The 17,537-nt window shown below is 71.8% G+C and carries 13 protein-coding genes; 4 read left to right on the forward strand and 9 right to left on the reverse strand.

Translation table 11 applies throughout. The features are described 5' to 3' along the window. Positions 1-140 precede the first annotated feature (140 nt). Positions 141-1,391, forward strand: a complete 1,251-nt coding sequence (locus ABTW72_RS00005; RefSeq protein ID WP_350851987.1) for a sensor histidine kinase — start codon at positions 141-143, stop codon at positions 1,389-1,391. Further along, the gene (locus ABTW72_RS00010) at positions 1,388-2,014 is read left to right on the forward strand and encodes a response regulator transcription factor (RefSeq protein ID WP_350851990.1); all 627 of its coding nucleotides are present in this window, start codon (positions 1,388-1,390) and stop codon (positions 2,012-2,014) included. Before ABTW72_RS00005 ends, ABTW72_RS00010 begins: the two co-directional genes overlap by 4 nt. A gap of 3 nt (positions 2,015-2,017) precedes the next feature. Here the strand turns inward: ABTW72_RS00010 and ABTW72_RS00015 are convergent, their stop codons facing one another. Next, positions 2,018-2,734 (reverse strand): YoaK family protein, encoded by a 717-nt coding sequence (locus tag ABTW72_RS00015; RefSeq protein WP_350851993.1) that lies wholly within the window; start codon positions 2,732-2,734, stop codon positions 2,018-2,020. Positions 2,735-2,804: 70 nt separating this feature from the next. Between ABTW72_RS00015 and ABTW72_RS00020 the strand changes: the two genes are divergently transcribed. After that, on the forward strand, positions 2,805-3,485 hold the full coding sequence (locus tag ABTW72_RS00020; protein WP_350851996.1) for a GntR family transcriptional regulator: 681 nt from the start codon (positions 2,805-2,807) through the stop codon (positions 3,483-3,485). A gap of 23 nt (positions 3,486-3,508) precedes the next feature. Here the strand turns inward: ABTW72_RS00020 and ABTW72_RS00025 are convergent, their stop codons facing one another. The 8 genes from ABTW72_RS00025 to ABTW72_RS00060 all read right to left on the reverse strand — a co-directional run bounded on the left by ABTW72_RS00025 (position 3,509) and on the right by ABTW72_RS00060 (position 15,930). Beyond that, positions 3,509-5,299 carry a gamma-glutamyltransferase family protein gene (locus ABTW72_RS00025; RefSeq protein WP_350851999.1) on the reverse strand — a complete coding sequence of 597 codons (1,791 nt, stop codon included), beginning with the start codon at positions 5,297-5,299 and terminating at the stop codon, positions 3,509-3,511. Then, positions 5,296-6,297: an ABC transporter ATP-binding protein gene (locus ABTW72_RS00030; RefSeq protein WP_350852002.1), complete on the reverse strand. Its 1,002-nt coding sequence runs from the start codon at positions 6,295-6,297 to the stop codon at positions 5,296-5,298. The genes ABTW72_RS00025 and ABTW72_RS00030 overlap by 4 nt, the downstream gene beginning before the upstream one ends. Continuing rightward, positions 6,294-7,310: an ABC transporter ATP-binding protein gene (locus tag ABTW72_RS00035; protein WP_350852005.1), complete on the reverse strand. Its 1,017-nt coding sequence runs from the start codon at positions 7,308-7,310 to the stop codon at positions 6,294-6,296. Before ABTW72_RS00035 ends, ABTW72_RS00030 begins: the two co-directional genes overlap by 4 nt. After that, positions 7,307-8,194, reverse strand: coding sequence for an ABC transporter permease (locus ABTW72_RS00040; RefSeq protein ID WP_091399349.1), 888 nt, complete (start codon positions 8,192-8,194; stop codon positions 7,307-7,309). Before ABTW72_RS00040 ends, ABTW72_RS00035 begins: the two co-directional genes overlap by 4 nt. After that, a complete protein-coding gene (locus tag ABTW72_RS00045; protein WP_091399352.1) occupies positions 8,191-9,147 on the reverse strand; it encodes an ABC transporter permease in 957 nt (318 codons plus the stop codon). The genes ABTW72_RS00040 and ABTW72_RS00045 overlap by 4 nt, the downstream gene beginning before the upstream one ends. A 6-nt stretch (positions 9,148-9,153) precedes the next feature. Next, on the reverse strand, positions 9,154-10,830 hold the full coding sequence (locus ABTW72_RS00050; RefSeq protein ID WP_350852010.1) for an ABC transporter substrate-binding protein: 1,677 nt from the start codon (positions 10,828-10,830) through the stop codon (positions 9,154-9,156). Positions 10,831-11,149: 319 nt separating this feature from the next. Beyond that, positions 11,150-15,196 carry a discoidin domain-containing protein gene (locus ABTW72_RS00055; protein WP_350852013.1) on the reverse strand — a complete coding sequence of 1,349 codons (4,047 nt, stop codon included), beginning with the start codon at positions 15,194-15,196 and terminating at the stop codon, positions 11,150-11,152. Between the two features lie 170 nt (positions 15,197-15,366). Continuing rightward, the gene (locus ABTW72_RS00060; protein WP_350852016.1) at positions 15,367-15,930 is read right to left on the reverse strand and encodes a TetR/AcrR family transcriptional regulator; all 564 of its coding nucleotides are present in this window, start codon (positions 15,928-15,930) and stop codon (positions 15,367-15,369) included. Between the two features lie 112 nt (positions 15,931-16,042). Here ABTW72_RS00060 and ABTW72_RS00065 point away from each other — a divergent pair, with 112 nt between their 5' ends. Then, the gene (locus tag ABTW72_RS00065; RefSeq protein WP_350852019.1) at positions 16,043-17,443 is read left to right on the forward strand and encodes an MFS transporter; all 1,401 of its coding nucleotides are present in this window, start codon (positions 16,043-16,045) and stop codon (positions 17,441-17,443) included. The last annotated feature ends 94 nt before the right edge of the window (positions 17,444-17,537 follow it).

Raw genomic sequence — 17,537 nt, forward strand, 5'->3', positions numbered from 1 at the left:
GGGGGTGTGTTTGGCGGGGGCGCGGCTGCCCCCCCCTGCACGCGTCCGCCGGGGCGCGGGGCGCGGGCCGGGCGGGGGGGCGGGGGGGGGCCCGCGCGCGCGCCCCCCCCCCCGGGCCCGCAGCACCTAGGCTGACCACCGTGAGCTGGCCGGGGCGACTGTTCGACATGCGGGACACGCTCGTGCGGATGGCGCTGCTCGACCTCGCCGGGCTGGGCTACCTGCTCTTCGTCCCGCACTCCGCCAGCACGCCCACGACGACACAGTGGATCCTCGCGGTCCTCGCGTTCACCGTGGGGCTGGCGGTGCACCGCTGGCCGGTGGTCAACCTGCTGGCGCAGGCCGCCCTGCTGACGGTCGCGATCCGCCTGGTCGACGACTTCACCATCAACCAGGTTGGCGCGAGCTGGGCCCTGCTCGAGATCACCATGCGGGCACGCCGCCCCCGGACCATCTGGCTGTCCGCCGCGCTGCTGGTCGTGGTCGACCTGACCGACTCGGTCGGCGACCCGGTCCGCCAGGTCGCCTCGGGCGTCGTCGGCCTGGCCCTGGAGGTCGGTGTGCCGGTGCTGCTCGGTCTCGTCATCCGCACCAACCGGGAGCTGAGTCGGCAGGCCGTGGAGCGGGCGGTGGCCGAGCAACGCCAGCACGCCTCGGAGAGTCGCGCTGCCCGCGCCGACGAACGCAGCGCCATCGCCCGCGAGCTGCACGACGTCATTGCGCACCATGTGGCGTCGATGGTCCTGCGGGTCGGCGTGGCCCGGCACGTACTCACCGACCTGGACCCGCGGGTGGGCGAGGTCTTCGACGACGTGCACGGCACCGGCACCGCGGCCCTCGCCGAGCTGCGCCGGCTGGTCGCGGTGCTGCGCAACCCCGACGGGGTACGCGGCGACGCGGCGCTGACCGCGATCGAACCGTCCGCGCTGCCGGCGGCGATCGGCGCGTCCATCGACCGCGCCCGGCAGGCTGGTGTCACGGTGGAGGCCGATCTCGACCCGGCGATCGGTTCACTCGACGCGGTGCGCGGCATGGCGGTGCTGCGACTGACCCAGGAGGCGCTGACCAACGTGGCCAAACACGCGGGGACGTCCGCGCTCGCGCACCTCGTGGTGGCTGTCCGGGACGGCGCCGTGCACTGGGAGGTCACCGACAACGGGCGCGGCGGGATGCCGGCGGGCGTGCCGGCCGGTGGCGGGCACGGCATCACCGGGATGCGCGAGCGTGTCGAGGTCCTCGGCGGCCGGCTGGAGGCGGGCCCGACCGACGCCGGGTGGCGGGTGCGAACCGTCCTTCCGGTCGTGGCCGCCGCGTCCGGCGACGCACCGGTCGGCGCGGTGCCCCGCGAGCGGGAGGCCCCGGCCGGGTCGCCCGCGCCGGAGCCGGCGTGATCCGGGTGCTGCTGGTCGACGACCAGCACCTCATCCGGGCCGGGCTGCGCATGCTCTGCGACGCCCAACCCGACATCGAGGTCGTCGGGGAGGCCGACAACGGCCGTGAGGCGATCCCGCTGGCCGGGCGGCTCCTCCCCGATGTCGTCGTCATGGACCTGCGGATGCCCGGTGTCGACGGGATCACCGCGACCAGCCGGATCCTCGCCGAACGCCCCGCCACCCGCGTCCTGGTGCTGACCACGTTCGGCGACGACGACCACCTCTACCCCGCGCTGACCGCCGGGGCGTGCGGGTTCCTGCTCAAGGACGCACCCCCGACCGAGCTGCTGGACGGCATCCGCCGGGCCGCCGTCGGTGACAGCCCGTTCAGCCCGGAGGTGCTGCGTCGCCTCGTGCAGCGTGCGGTGCACGCCCGCCCCGGGTCACCACCGGCCCTGCCGGGCCTGACCGCCCGGGAACGGGACGTGCTCGACCTGGTCGCCGAGGGCCTGTCCAACACCGAGATCGCCGACCAGCTCCACATCGGTGTCACCACGGTCAAGACCCACATCACCAGCCTGATGACCAAGACCGAAAGCCCCAACCGGGTACGGCTGGCCCTGTTCGCACGCGGTGTCTGACGGTCAGGCCCGCATCCGCGCGGACACGGCGATGACGAGCACCAGCGGCACGATCAGCAGGGCCGGGGCGACGACCGGCAGGTGCAGGGCGACCAGGGCGCCGACCGCCGCGCCGACCATGAGGGCCAGCAGCACCTGAGCCTTGGGGCGCAGGCTGGCCCACGGGCTGCGCGCGGCGACCCCGGCGATCAGGCTGGTGAGGGTGCCGGTCAGGTACGTGGAGGACAGGCCGGACACGCCGAAACGTTGGATCGCACTGCTCTGCACGCCCAGCGCTACCGCGGACAGCATGAGCAGCGCCAGGTGGACGCCCGTGTCGGGGGTGTGCAGGGTGACCTCCCAGACGACGGCGAACACCCCGAACACCGACAGCTCCAGGACCAGCGCCCAGGTGACCCGCCGGGGCCAGACCGGATCGTCGGGCTGTGCCGAGCCGACGACGCGGGCGCCCGCGAGGACACCGACGATGAAGCTGACGATGGCGCAGCCCGACGTCAGAGCCAGATCGGCTTCACCTCGGCCGGCCGAGAGCCCGAGCAGGACCATGTTGCCGGTCATCACGCTGGCGAAGGCGCCGCCGAGGGCGAGGAAACCGAGAGCGTCGGCGCTACCGGTGAGGAAGGTGAGGACGACGACGAGCGCCTGCCGTCGCCGCAGCAGGCGCTCGTCTCGGCGCGGGGCGACGCGGGGGTGGGTGACGCGGGGCGCTGTGCTCGACACTGTCGGCCACCTTCCAGTAATTGTTCTTCGTATACACTTTGTCCGGACACGTTCACGGAGAGGCGACCAGGTGGCTGAAGACCTACGGGACAAGCTCGGTGCGCAACACCTGCCGCTCCGCGATCAGGTCCTCGCCGCGCTGCGGACCGCCATCATCGACGGCGACTACCTGCCCGGGGAACGGCTGACCGAGGACCGCCTCGCCGAGGACTTCGGCGTCTCCCGCAACCCCGTGCGGGAGGCACTACGCGTCGCCGAGGCGGAGGGGTTCGTCGTGATCCTTCCCCGCCGGGGAGCGGTCGTCGCCTCACCCAGCAGCGGGACCATCACCGACATGTTCGCCGTGCGCGAGCGCCTGGAGACGCTGGCCGCCCGACTGGCCGCCGAGCGGGCCACCTCGGCCGACGTGGCGTCCCTGCGCGCCCTGCTCGACCAGGGCCGCGAGGCGACCCAGCGCCACGACCTGGCCCGGGTCGCCGAGCTGAACAGCATGCTGCACCTGCGCATCCTCCAGATCAGCGGAAACCCCTGGCTGTCGTCGATCGCCAAGTCGCTCTACCTCCATGTCCAGTGGGTCTTCCGGCTCGGGGCGGCCGAACGCGCGCCACACTCGTGGGCCGAGCACATCCAACTCGTCGACGCCATCGAGTCGGGCGACGGTGACCGCGCCGAGCGGGCCGCGCTCGACCACCTCGACGCGGCATCCGCCGCGGCGTACGAGAACGCCGAAGGCGGCTACGGCGCCCGCTGACGGGCACGCGGCCACGCCGCCCGCTACCGGCCGCACGCGTAGCCCTGCATCCCCCGGGGGTTCGCGCCGGCCGCCAGCACTCCCGTCGCCGGGTCACGGGTCACCGCGCAGAGCCGACCGAGGCTCCACCCGTCGGTGACCCGCACCTCGTGCCCGTACGCCCGCAGGGCCGCCAGCACGCCCTCGTCGAACCGGTTCTCCACCACCAGGACACCGGGCTCCATGTCGCGGGGATAGAACGACCCCGGCAGGCTGACCGTGTGCCACGCCGGTGCGTCGATGGCCTCCTGAAGGCTCTGCCCACCGACGAGGTGCCGCAGCAGGAACGGCAACTGCCACTGGTCCTGCTGGTCGCCGCCGGGGGTGCCGCAGGCCAGCACCGGCTCACCGTCGCGGTGCACCATCGTCGGGCTCAACGTCGTACGCGGGCGGCGGCCCGGCGCCAGCGACGAGGCGAGCCCCTCCTCCAGCCAGAACATCTGCAACCTGCTGCCCAGCGGAAAGCCCAGCTCCGGAATCGTCGGGGAACTCTGCAACCAGCCGCCGCTGGGCGTCGCGGAGATCATGTTGCCCCAGCGGTCGACCACGTCCACGTGACAGGTGTCGCCCCGGGTCACCCCGTCCGACTGCACTGTCGGCTCTCCCGTCGTGGCATCCGTCGGCCCGGTACGCCGCGCGGCACCGGGTCGGACGTGGGCGGGCAGGCGCGGCTGCGCCCCGTCCGGGCGCCCAGGCCGCAACTCCGCCGACGCGCGATCGCCGATCAGGGCGGCCCGCTCCCGCGCGTACTGCGGCGAGAGCAGCGCCTTGGCGGGCACGTCGGCCCCGTCGCCGTACCAGGCCTCCCGATCGGCGAAGGCGAGCTTGAGCGCCTCGACCTGGGCGTGCACACCCGCCGCGGTCGCCGGGTCGTACGCGCCCGGGTCGTCGAGCGCGTCCACTGTGGCCAGGGACTCCAGCAGCACCGGGCCCTGACCCCAGAAACCGGTCTTCGCCACCGAGTAGCCGTGCCAGTCCAGGGTGGCTGGCGACTCCCAGCTCGCCGAGTACGCGGCCAGGTCGTCGCCGGTGACCAGCCCGGCGTGCGGACGGCCACTGGAGTCCTGGAACGGTCGCCGGCTGAACGCGTCGATCGCGTCGGCGACGAAACCCGTGCTCCAGGCCCGGCGCGCCGCCTCGATCTGGGCCTCCCGGTCGACGCCGGCCGCCCGTCCCGCCTCGACGAGCCGGCGCAGGGTATCCGCGTACGCCGGGTTGGTGACCAACTCCCCCGCAGCCGGTGGCCGGCCGCCGCGCAGCCAGAGCGCGGCGGAGGTGGGCCAGTGTTCCTCGAACAACGACCGGACGGCCGCCACCGTGTCACCGACCCGGCCCACCAGCGGGTGCCCGGCGCCGGCGTAGCCGATCGCCGGCTCCAGCACCTCGGCGAGGGTGAGCGTGCCGTGGTCGCGCAGCAGCAGGAGCCAGGCGTCCACCGCGCCCGGTACGGCCGCCGCGAGCGGCCCGGCACCCGGGATGAGGTCCATCCCGAGCGAGCGGAAGTGCGCGATGGTGGCGCCGGCCGGCGCCGGCCCCTGCCCGCACAGCACCTTCGGTCGGGGGTCCCGCGCGGTGGCCACGATGGCCGGTACCTCGCCGCCGGGCCCGTTCAGGTGCGGCTCGACGACGTGCAGGACGAACCCGGCCGTGACCGCGGCGTCGAAGGCGTTGCCCCCGCGTTCCAGGATGCCCATCGCCGACTGGCTGGCGAGCCAGTGGGTGGAGGACACCATGCCGAAGGTGCCCTGCAACGTGGGTCGGGTGGTGAACGTCATGACAACACCTCACTGGGATCTGCGGTACGAACGTCGGGACCGGTGCCGTCCGGCCGGACCAGGTGGCAGGCGGCCATGCCGTCGCCGGTGGCGGTCTGCGCCGGCACCTCCGTCGCGCACCGGTCGAAGGCGAGCGGGCACCGGGTCCGGAACCGGCAGCCGGACGGCGGGTCGAGCGCGGACGGCAGGTCGTCGCCGAGCAGCACCGGCTGGCGGTGGCGCTGACGCACCGGGTCGGCCACCGGCGCGGCGGAGAGCAGCGCCTGCGTGTACGGGTGTGCGGGCCGGGCGAAGATCCGCTCGCGGCTGCCCGTCTCGACGAGTTGACCCAGGTACATGACCGCGATGTCGTCGGCCAGGTACTCGACAGCGGAGAGGTCGTGGGTGATGAAGAGGCAGGCGAATCCGATGTCGCGTTGCAGGTCGGCGAGGAGGTTGAGCACCGACGCCTGCACTGACACGTCGAGCGCGCTGGTGGGTTCGTCCGCGATGAGCAGCATGGGCTCGGAGATCAGGGCCCGCGCGATGCTGACCCGTTGGCGTTGCCCGCCGGACAGCTCGTGGGGATAGCGACGGGCCACCTCGGCGCGCAGGCCGACCCGTTCGAGTTGGGGGGCGACGCGGGCGTCCCGGTCGCGCCGGGAGATCCGCTTGCCGGCCAGCCGCAACGGCTCGGCCACGATCTCGCCCACCAGCATGCGTGGGTCCAGTGACGCGGCCGGGTCCTGGAAGACGATCGACACCGCGCCGCGATGGGGGCGCAGCCGTCGTCGGGACAGGTGGGTGACGTCGGTGCCCGCGATCCGGACCGTCCCCGCGGTCGGCTCGACGAGCCGCACCACGCATCGGCCCACTGTGGACTTCCCGGAACCGCTCTCCCCCACCAGGGCCGTGACCCGGCCCCGCGCGATGGTCAGGGACACCCCGTCCACGGCACGCACCGGGCCGAAGTGCATCACCAGGTCCGTGATCTCCAGGGCGTTCGGCTGCGGCGTCATCGGTTCGCCTCCTGAGCTGCCGTCGGTGCCGTGGTGCAGGGGTGCCAACAGGCCGCGAGATGGTCGGTGCCACCGACATCCTCCAACGGTGGGGCGGCCGCCCGGCACTGCTCATCGGCGGCCGGGCAGCGATCCGCGAAGGTGCAGGCGTCGGGTTGGCTGGCCAGGACGGGCACCAGCCCGGGGATCTCGGTCAACCGGTCGGTGCCGGCGTGCCGGCCCGGCTGCGGTGACGCCGACAGGAGGCCGGCCGTGTACCGGTGCCGTGGGTGGGCGAACAGGTCGTCCACCGGCGCCCGTTCGACCACCCGGCCCGCGTACATGACGACGACGCGGTCCGCGATGTCGGCGATCACGCCGAGGTCGTGGGTGATGATGAGGACGCTCGTGCCGAGCCGGTCGCGCAGGTCCCGCAGCACCTGGAGGATGCCGGCCTGGACGGTGACGTCCAGCGCGGTGGTCGGCTCGTCGGCCACCAGCACCTTCGGGCCGCAGGCGACCGCCATCGCGATCATCACGCGCTGGCGCATGCCCCCGGAGAGTTGGTGCGGATAGTTGTCGACCCGCTGGGTGGCGGACGGGATCCCGACGAGCGTCAACAGCTCGACGGCGCGGGCCCGCGCCGCCCGTCGGGACATCCGTTCGTGGACCTGGAGCACCTCCCCGATCTGCCGCCCGACGGTGAGCACCGGGTTCAACGACGTCATCGGTTCCTGGAAGATGTACGCGATCTCCCGGCCACGGACCCGACGCAGGGCCGACTCGCGGGCCCCGACCAGCTGGGTGCCGTCCAGGCGTACCGACCCGGTGACCCGGGCGCTGCCCGGGAGCAGTCCGGCGATGCTCATCGCGGTGACGCTCTTTCCGCACCCCGACTCGCCCACCATTCCGACGATCTCGCCGGCTGCGAGGTCCAGGCTGACCCCGTCGACCGCCGAGACGGTGCCGGTCTCGGTCGGGAACGACACCGACAGGTCGCGGATCTCCAGCACGGGCGCGGAGGCGGTGGTCATCGCCGGTCTCCCTTCGGGTCGAGGGCGTCGCGCAGGGCGTCACCGAAGACGTTGAACGCCAGCGCCAGGCCCATGATCACCACGCCGGGGAAGACGGCGGCCCAGGGTGCGCGGGCGGCGAACTGCTGGGCGGTGGCCAGCATGGTGCCGAGACTGGGTGCCGGGGGCTGGATGCCGAGGCCCAGGAAGGACAGCACCGCCTCGCCGAGGATCGCGGCCGGGATGGCGACAGTGGCCTGCACCAGGATCACCGAGGTCGCGTTCGGCAGGATGTGCCGGGCCAGCACCCACAGGTCGCTCGCGCCGTCCACGACGGCCGCCGCGACGAAGTCCAGCGACTTGAGACGCAGCGTGTCCGAGCGGACGACCCGGATCACCCCGGGGATCTGGGCGATGCCGATGGCCACCGCGGCGTTGCCGAGGCTGGCGCCCCGGATGGCCGCCAAACCCACCGCCATGATCAGAAACGGGAACGCCAGCAACAGGTCGGTGAAGCGCGAGATCACCGCGTCCCAGGCCCGGAAGTACCCGGCGGCGAGCCCGAGCGGCACCCCGATGACCAGCGACGTGGCCACCGCCAGGAGCCCCACCTGCAACGACGCCCGGGCGCCGAGCATGATGCGGGAGAGGACGTCCCGGCCGAGGTCGTCGGTGCCCAGCAGGTGCCCGGCGGTGCCGGGAGGTGCGAACGTACGGGCGAAGTCGGTCTGGTCGACCGAGTACGGCGCGAGCCAGGGTGAGAGCAGCGCGATGACGCCCGCCAGCGCGAGCACGACGAAGCTCACCACGGCGAGCGGGTTGCGCCGCAGCCGCCGCAGCACCCGGGTACGCCGGGTGATGCTGGCGGTGCCGGTCTCCGCCATCGGTACGGTGAGGACGGTCATGCCGGATCTCCCGTCACCCGGATTCGTGGATCGATGACCGAGTAGAGCAGGTCCACGAAGAAGTTGATCACGATGTAGGCCGCGGCGGTGAGCAGGACGACGGCCTGGATCACCGGGTAGTCCCGTTGGAACACCGCGTCGATGGTCATCTTGCCGAAGCCCGGCAGCCCGAAGATCTGTTCGGTGACGACCGCGCCGGAGATCAGCCCGCCGAGTTGGAGACCCACGACGGTCACCACCACGATGAGGCTGTTCCGCAGGGCGTGCCGGGTGATGACCGCGCGCGGTCGCAGGCCCTTCGCCTTCGCCGTGCGCACGTAGTCGGAGGAGAGCGAGTCCAACATCGCCGACCGGGTCTGCCGCATGATGATGGCGGCCAGGCCGGTGCCCAGGATCACGGCCGGCAGGACGATGTGGTGCAGGTTGTCCACGGGGTCCTCCAGGATCGGCACGAAGCCGGAGGCGGGGAAGAGCCCGGTCGCCACGGACAGGTAGAGGATCGCCAGCAGCCCCAGCCAGAAGTGCGGCACCGACAGGCCGATCAGGGCCAGGCCGTTGGCGAGCCACTCCGCCGGCCGTCCACGACGGACCGCCGCGAGCACCCCGGCGCCGACGCCGAGCGCCGCCGCGATGAGGATCGCCAGGACGGACAGCTCGACGGTCACCGGCAGGGCGGTCGTGAGCATCGACGAGACCGGTGTGCCGGTGCGGATCGACACCCCGAAGTCGCCCTGCGCCATGCGTTCCACGTACTGGGCGAACTGCACCGGCAGCGGCTGGTCCAGCCCGTAGTGCCGCCGGATGGCCTCCAGGGCCTCCGGCGACCGGTCCTCCCCGGCCAGGGCGAGGGCCGGGTCGCCGGGGAGCGCCCGTACGCCGACGAAGACCACGATCGTCGACAACAGCAGGGTCAGCGCCGACTGCCAGGCGCGGGTGAGCAGATATCGGGCCACGACGGCCTACTTGCCGAAGCCGGCGAAGGCCGCCCGGATCACGCCGTCCGGGTAGACCTGAAGGCCCTGGATCTGCTTGCTGACGGCGGTCAGGTTGCGCTGCCGGTAGAGGTAGATCAGGGCGTCGTCCTGCTGGAGCACTGTGACCGCCTGCCCGTACAGCTTCCTGCGCTGCTCGACGTCGCCGGCCTGTCGGGCCTGGGTCAGCAGGGTGTCGAGCTGCGGGTTGCTGTAGCCGGCGACGTTCTGGCTGGCGTTGGTGCCGACGAAGTTCGTGATGTTGGCGTCCGGGTCGATCCGTCCGCTCCACCCCAGTTGCAGCAACTCGAAGTTGCCGCGGTCCTGCTCGTCGAGGAGCGACGAGTACTCCACCGGGTTGATCTTCAGGTCGAATCCGCCGTCCTTGACCATGGACTGCAATGCCTGCGCGAGACGCAGCGTGTCGGGGGTGTTCGAGGCCAGCATCGTGACCGTGTACGGCGTCTGCACGCCGGCCTCGGCCAGCAACTGCTTGGCCTTGGCGGGGTCGTGCGCCGGGCAGGTCTGCGCCTCGGGGGACGAGAACGTGCTCGCGGGCGAGATCGGGGAGCAGGCGGCGGCGTGCAGACCGTTGAAGACCGCGTCGACCAGGGCCTTGCGGTCGATGGCGTGCTCGAAGGCCTGCCGCACCTTGGCGTTCTGGGCGAGGGGGCGGTTGATGGGCTTGGGGGCGGTGCCGACGCCGTCGACGTTGCCGACGTTGATGGTCAGACCCTGGTAGCCGAGGGACTGCGACTGGAGGACGGAGACCGCCGCGTCCTGCCGGAGCGAGGCGACGTCCTGGGTGGAGACCGAGTCGGCGACCTGCGCGTCGCCGGAGCGCAGGTTGGCGGCGCGGATGCTGGCGTCGGTGAGGATCCGCCACGAGATGGTGTCCAGGTGCACCTTGCTCGCGTCGTAGTAGTTCGGGTCCCGCACCACCTCGATGGAGTTCTGCGGCACCCGCTTCGCGAACTTGAATGGGCCGACGCAGACCGGTGCCGAGGCGAAGTCGTCGCCCAGGGTCCGCAGCGCCTGCGCGCTCATGATCATGCCGGCCCGGTCGGCGAGGGCACCGAGCAGCGGTGCGAACGGCTGCTTCAGCCGCAGGACGACGGTCTGCGCGTCCGGGGTGTCGACGCCGTCGATGGGGCCGAGTTCGCTCTTGCGCGCCGACCGGGCGTTGGTGAGGTGGCGTTGCAGGGTGGCCTTCACCGCGGCCGAGTCGAACGCCGTGCCGTCCGCGAAGCGCACGCCGGGCCGCAGCGGAATGGTCACCGTCCGGCCGTCGCCGCTCGTGGTGGGCAGTGCCGTCGCGAGCTGCGGTACGACCTGCGCCTGCTCGTTGACGTCGTAGAGCTTCTGGCACATGGCCTGGAAGACGTAGCGGGAGTAGAGGCTTCTCGACAGCGTCGGGTCCAGCGCGTCGGGCTCGGCGGAAAGGGCGATGACCAGCTTGCCGCCCTGCTTCACGGCGGCGGGGTCGGCGGGCGTACCGAAGGAATCCTGGCCTGCCGACTGGTCGCCGCCGGACGGGTCGCCGCCTTCGTTGTTCGACACCGGTGAGCAGGCGACGACCGTGCAGACGACGGCGGCCGCCGCCACCGCGACCCGGAGCACCCGGCGGCGGGGCAGGTTCGTTTCGCGGACGGAGAGGTTCGTCATGGAGAGCTCCTCAAGTGGGCGATTCGGGGAGCGTATGTTGTATACGATGACCGCCGCAAGACCTCCGTGAATGGCTCGTCAGGCACCCCGGATGCGTTGAACAGGCCTGGCCGGCGATCAGCTCGCGGGCCGGGTGCCCGCCATGTCGATCTGCCGAAAAGCGGTAAACCTCAGAGGCATATTCATACCTCTGAGGTATACCGCTCACAATCGCATCCGCCCCGACGAAGGTGACCGACCGTCACCGGCCGAGCCACACCCCGCCGGTCCACAGCTCCGGGTCCGCGGCCAGAGCCAGCAAGCCTCGCAGCGCCCTGGTCTAGGAGTTGTACGCCTGCGCGGTCACCGTGACCTGGCGGGCGAGGCCCGACCGGGCCGGCCAGGAGATCCGCACGTCGCGGCTCTCCCCCGGCAGGAGCCAGAAGTAGTTGTCGTCGTAGCGGGCCGGCAGGACCCGCTTGCCGCGCTGGTCGCGCACCGCGAGCCGCACCAGAGCGGCGACCGTACGACCCTGGTTGCGGACCGTCGTGGTGACGGTGTTGCGCCCGTCCACGACGCGTACGGTGCTCGACGACGTCGACAGTCGGGTGCTCGGTACGTCGTTGAGCGCCCGCAACTGCTCGGCCTTGTCGTAGCGCCAGTAGGTGTTCTCCGCGAGCAGCCGGTCCCTGCTGTCCCGCAGCTCCAGTCGCACCAGGTGCAGCCCGCCGCCGTCCGGCGCGGAGAGCGGGAAGGCCGCCGTGGTGGCCGAGCGGGCCACGTCCACCCGCTGACGCTGGGGTGAGCCCAGCGACCGGCCGCTCAGGTCGTAGCGCCGGGCGCTCACGGTGACCCCGCTGAGCGGGGCGGCGGTGTGGTTGACCACCCGGACCTGCCAGGTGCCCGGGTCGGCCTGGACGTGCACCGGTTCGCACCCCTTGCGCGCGCCGTAGTAGGCGCCGTTCACGTCGAGGTCGTAGTCGTAGGTCTGCCAGACCGTGCTGTGCCACGCCGGGTGCGACATCCACAGCAGCAGACCGGTGGCGTCCCGCCACAGGTTGGCGTTCCACGCCTCGAACATGGCGCGGTGGCTCTCGTAGTTGACGAACTGCGCCCGGGTGGCGAACTCGTCGAGCGAGTCGGACTCACCGAGCCGCGCGTCGATCGCCGCCTGGTACGTGCCGACACGCTGGTTACCGATGGTCGACCAGTCGTGGTAGTTCCACACCTCACCGATCGGCCACTCCGGCGCGTCACCGACGAGATTGCGCATGCTCTCGACCACCGACACCACCGGCATGCCGATCTCGGTGTGGAAACCGAACGCGCCCGTGTCGTAGGTGTTCCTGTTGTTGTACGTCGCCGGCTCCACCCAGTGGTACGGGCCGTGGCCGCTGACGATGCCGCCGGCCGAGTTGGGGATGTAGAGGATCTCCGGGTGCTCGGTGGCCGCGGCCTGCTTGAGCCCGGCGTCCACGATGGGCGGCGGGTCACCCTCGTTCGCGCCACACCACACCACGATGCTCGGGTGGTGGCGGAACCGCCGGATCGTGTCGGCGGCGATGTCGACGTAGCCGGGCGGGTTGGGCAGGAACGCCCCCGCCTGCCAGAAGTCGTTCCACACCAGGATGCCCTGCTCGTCGCAGGCCTGGTACAGCTCCTCGCGGTTGCTGCTGCCGAGCCAGTTGCGGATCATCGTGAAGTTCATGTCGCGGTGCATCTCGACGGTGTCGGCCAGCCGGTCGGGCAGCACCCGACGCAGCAGCTCGTCCCAGCCCCAGTTGCCGCCCCGGGCGAACACCGGCACACCGTTCACACTGATCTTGAGCTGGGTGACGGCGTTGCTGACCGACTTCACGTCGGTCCACCGCTGCCCGTCGTCCGAGACCTGGATGACGAAGTCACGGGCGTACGCCTGCTCCCAGACGATGGTGACCTGATCGAAGCTGACCGGAGCGCCGAGGTCGACCTGGATCCACTGGTTGTCCTCGAACTTCGACGACCAGCGGGTCCGGGGGTTGCCGTCGACGGCCCGGTCCGGGCCGTTCGAGTCACTGTCGGACGACGACGCGGTGGCGGTCCGGCGCAGGGCCAGGTCGACGTCCGGCTCGGCCTGCCGCTGCACCGACAGCGCCCACATGGACACGCCCCACGAGGTCACCCGCGCTCCGGTCTGGATGCGCAGGTGCTGTGCGGTCTGGCTGGCGAACGTCTCGACCTGGGTGGCGCGGCTGCCCAGCGGGGTGTCGTTGCTGACCGACGTCACGTCGCTCCAGGCGTCCCCGTCGGCGGAGACCTGGACGCGGTAGTCCAGCGCGTACGCCTGCTCCCACACGATGGTGACCCGGTCGAAGTCGACAGCCGCGCCGAGGTCGACCTGGATCCACTGGTTGTCCTCGGCCTGCGAGGCCCAGCGGGTCGCCGCGTCGCCGTCGACGGCCTTGCCGGGACCGTTGCCGTCGTTCTCCGACGACGACGCGGTGGCGTCGCGGCGCAGGGCGAGATCCGGGCCGGTGCCGTCGGCTACCGACAGCGCGAACATCGAGATGCCCCAACCGGTGGCGCGCTGGCCGGCTTGGATGCGCACGTGCCGGGCGTGCTGCCGGTCGAACGTGACCGTCTGGGTCGCCGCGCCGTCGACGAACTCCAGCGCGGGCTTGCCGGGCGGCGAGATGACGATCGGCTGGTGCCAGTCGTAGGCGAACTCGCGGACACCGAAGCGGAGCGCACGCCGGTCGCTGACCGAGCGCTTCACGGTGGCGGTGAGAGTGAGGTCGTACAGGTGGGGGTCGCCGTAGCCGTTGGGCCACCAGAGCCGGGGGTCGCGCAGCCGCAGCGCGCGGAAGCGCTCCGGCGTGAAGGTGACTGTGGTGCTCCCGCCGGCGGGAACGGTCACTGTCGACTCGACGCGTACCTTGTCGAACTCGGCGCGGACGGTGACAGTGGTGGCGCTGGTCGCCGCGTTGCGGACCGGCACCCGGATGGTGACCTCGGCGGTGTCGGTGCCGGGCAGATCGGGCAGCGTGGTCTGCACGTGCGGGTCGCCGATGACCACGGCGCCGGTGCTGCGCAGGCGGACGTGGTCCCACAGGCCGGTGACCCGGTCACGGACGGCCGGCATCCAGTCCCACCCGGACACCGCCAGGTAGGTCGGTGCGTCAAGGTAGTGGTGGGCCGACTGGAGGAAGGTACGACCGTCGGGGCCCTTGTCGCCGGGCGTGCCCGGGTGCGGCATCGGGGTGACCCGGACGGCGAGGACGTGCTCGCCACGGTGACCGGCCAACGCGTCGGTGATGTCGAAGGCAGCCCGCGCGAACGGGTGCTTGACGCTGCCGACCTGCACGCCGTTGACCCAGGCGGTCGCCTCGTGGTTGATCCCGTCGAACTCCAGCCAGATCCGTCGACCGGCCGAGGTGTCCAGGTCGCGCGGCAGCCGCAGCGCACGCCGGTACCACCACGTGTGCCGGGACAGCGCCTCCGGGATGCGCATGTTGTTGAAGCCGGCCACCGGGTCGGGCAGGTGGCCCTGCTCGACCAGGGTGCCCAGCACGGTGCCGGGCACCGTCGCCGGCAGCCAGGACCGGACGTCGACGCCGGCACGGGAGAGTTCGGCGCCGTCGGCGGTGCCGGCGAAGTCGTCCATCGTCAACGACCAGCCCGACTCCAGCGGCACCGTGCCGTCGGCGGCGACCCTCAGCTCGGGGGCCGGGCCGGTGTTGCCGCCCTCCCAACTGGTCCAGCCCTCGGCCTTCGGCCGGCCGGCCAGCGGTACGCCGTAGACCTGGAAGCCGTTGAGGCCCACCGGGTTGCTGTTCGAGCGCTTCGTGGCGGTCATCCGGATCCACCGGGCGCTGACCGGCTCGGGCAGCTTGATGGTCTGCGCGCCGCCCTGGCCCTCGCTGGTCTCGTACACCGAGCGCCAGGCACGGCCGTCGGTGGAGACCTCGATCCGGTACGCCGTCGCGGCGCTGGAGAGGATCTCGTCGCCGTCGGTGTCGGTGTAGTTGCCGTCGAACGGCCCGTCGGTGAGCGTGGCCTCGAAGACCAGGGAGACGGCCTCGATCCGGCACAGCGCCTGGAGGTCCACCGAAATCCACTGCGGGTCGCCGTTGGCGGCGCGCCATCCACTCCCCCGGACGCCGACCTGCGGCAGGCCGTCCACGGCGAAGGTGGCCGGCGTCGGCGCGTAGTCGGTCGAGGAGACCGTCACCGGGCGGTACCGGGCCAGGTCGGTGGCGGTGGGGGTGGGGGTGGGGGTGGCGGTCGGCGCCGGCCCGGCGGCGGACGCGAGGGCGTCCGGGAGAGCCGCGGTCACCCCGACCGACGCCAGCAGCGTCGCGCCGGCGGAGAGGAAGGTACGCCGGGAAATCGGCGATGGCTCGGACATCTTGCCTCCAGACATGACAACGTTGTCATACGGCGGGGGTCTCTGACAACGTTGTCAGATGGTGGCCCGATGTTTCCCGAGAGTCAAGGGCCCGAGTCCATCGTGATTCCGCGATCACGTTCCGCAGCTGTTCCACTTCGGACATCGACCCGCAGGCTGGCCTGAGGTCACTACGGCTGCGTGCTCAGCCCGTCCAGGGCGACCGTGAGCACGTGATCGCGCTGGTCGGCGCGGGGGAAGTGCCCGGAGGCGATGGCGCTGGTCAGACGCATGACGTCGTCGATGGTCACGTCGGCGCGCACCTCGCGCGCCCGCTGGGCCCGCTCCAGCAGCGGCCCACCGGCGGCGTAGAGCGCCCGCCGACACTCCAGGTAGGCGGTGGACTCCCGGTTCAGGCCGGCGGCCAGCGGTTGCTTCGCCCCGATGTACTCCACGAAGCGCCGCAGCCATGCGTACAGGCCGTCGCGAGGGGCGAGCCTCTCCGCCTCCCCGGCGGTCGCGCACACCGCCTCGACCTCGGTGACGTAGACGTTCTCGATCAGCACCTCCCGGGTCGGGAAGTTGCGGTAGAGCGTCGCGATGCCCACTCCGGCCCGGCGGGCGATCTCCTCCAGCGGAGCTTCCGCGCCCTGCTCGGCGAAGGCGACCCGGGCCGCCGCCAGGATCGCGTCGTAGTTGCGGGCGGCGTCGGCCCGGTGCGGGCGGGCCACGCGCAGGTGGGTGAGGGCCGTCACGATGCCGATGTCTCCCAGCGCTAGCAACCGGAGGTCGGCTATCACTAGAGTGATAGTGCGCCTCCACTTATTCGGAGGTCTCCTATCAGTCTAGTCCGAAAGTAGGCGGACCATGTCTCCGACTCCCGCTTCCCGTCGCGGGATCGCCTTGGCGCTCATCCTCGGCTCGCAGCTCATGATGACGCTGGACACCTCGATCATCACGACCGCGTTGCCGCACGTGCAGCGGCAGTTCGGCTTCTCCCAGTCCGGGCTCTCCTGGGTGCAGAACGCCTACGTCCTGGCGTTCGGCGGCCTGCTCCTGCTCGGCGCACGAGCCGGTGACCTGCTCGGCCGCCGCCGCGTCTTCCTCGCCGGGATCACCCTGTTCACCGCGGCGTCCCTCGCCGCCGGCCTCGCCCAGAGCGGCAGCTGGCTGATCACCGCCCGCGTCGTGCAGGGTCTCGCCGCCGCGCTCGCCGTGCCCTCCACGCTCGCGCTGCTGGTCGCCGACCACCCTCAACCGGGGGCCCGAGCCAGGGTGATCGCCCTCTACAGCGCGGTCATCGGCGCCGGCGGCAGCGTCGGCATCGTCACCGGCGGCGTCTTCACCGACCTGCTCTCCTGGCGTTGGGGAATGCTCGTCAACGTTCCGATCGGCATCGCCATCGCGCTGCTCGCACCACGGTTCCTGGTCGAGACCGAACGCCGTGCCGGTACGTTCGACCTCGGCGGGGCTCTCACCTCCACCGGCGGCATGACCGCCCTGGTATACGGCTTCATCCAGGCCGCAGCGGCCGGCTGGGGCGCGCCGACCACCGTGGCCGCGTTGGGCCTCGGCACCGGCCTCCTGACCGCCTTCGTGCTGATCGAACACCGGGCACCGCAGCCCATCACCCCACTGCGGCTCTTCCGCAGCCTGGAGCGCTCCGGGGCGTACGCCGGGCGGATCCTCATCGTCGGCGCGACCTTCTCCACCTTCTACTTCCTCAGCCAGTACTTCCAGGAGGTGCTGCACCTCAGCGCCCTACAGACCGGCTTCGCGTACGTGCCCATCACCGGCATGTTCTTCGCCATGGTGTACGCCATCCGGCCCCTGCAGAACCGGCTCGGCCGTCCAGTCCTGCTGGTGGCATCGCTCGTTCTCGCGCTGGTCGGCATGGCCTGGCTGTCGCGCATCTCGACCGACTCCAGCTACTTCCCGGACGTGCTGCTGCCCCTGCTGGTGATCGGAATCGGCCAGGGCATCGCCATCATCCTGATGACCCAGGGCGGCGTCGCCGGTGTCGAACCGCAGGACGCCGGCGCCGCGTCCGGTCTCGTCAACGTCGCCCACCAACTCGGCGGCTCACTCGGCATCGCGATCCTCACCATCGCGTACACCCGTGCCAGCTCTGCCACCGACCCGACGGCGGGCTTTCACGCGGCCTTCACCGGCGCGGACGTCTTCTTCCTGATCGCCCTGGCCCTCGCGGTCGCCGTGGCCGTCGCCGGCCACCGCGCCAGTCGGCTCGCCGCTCTCCCCGCCGCCTGAACGCCCCGCGCTGCCTCGGGCCGCAAGCGCTGCGGGCTGTGGGGCTGTATGGGTTGGCACGCTGCCTTTGGAGCTGATGCCGCAAACGATTCAC

Source organism: Micromonospora sp. NPDC127501 (genome assembly GCF_040302185.1).
Lineage (GTDB): Bacteria > Actinomycetota > Actinomycetes > Mycobacteriales > Micromonosporaceae > Micromonospora.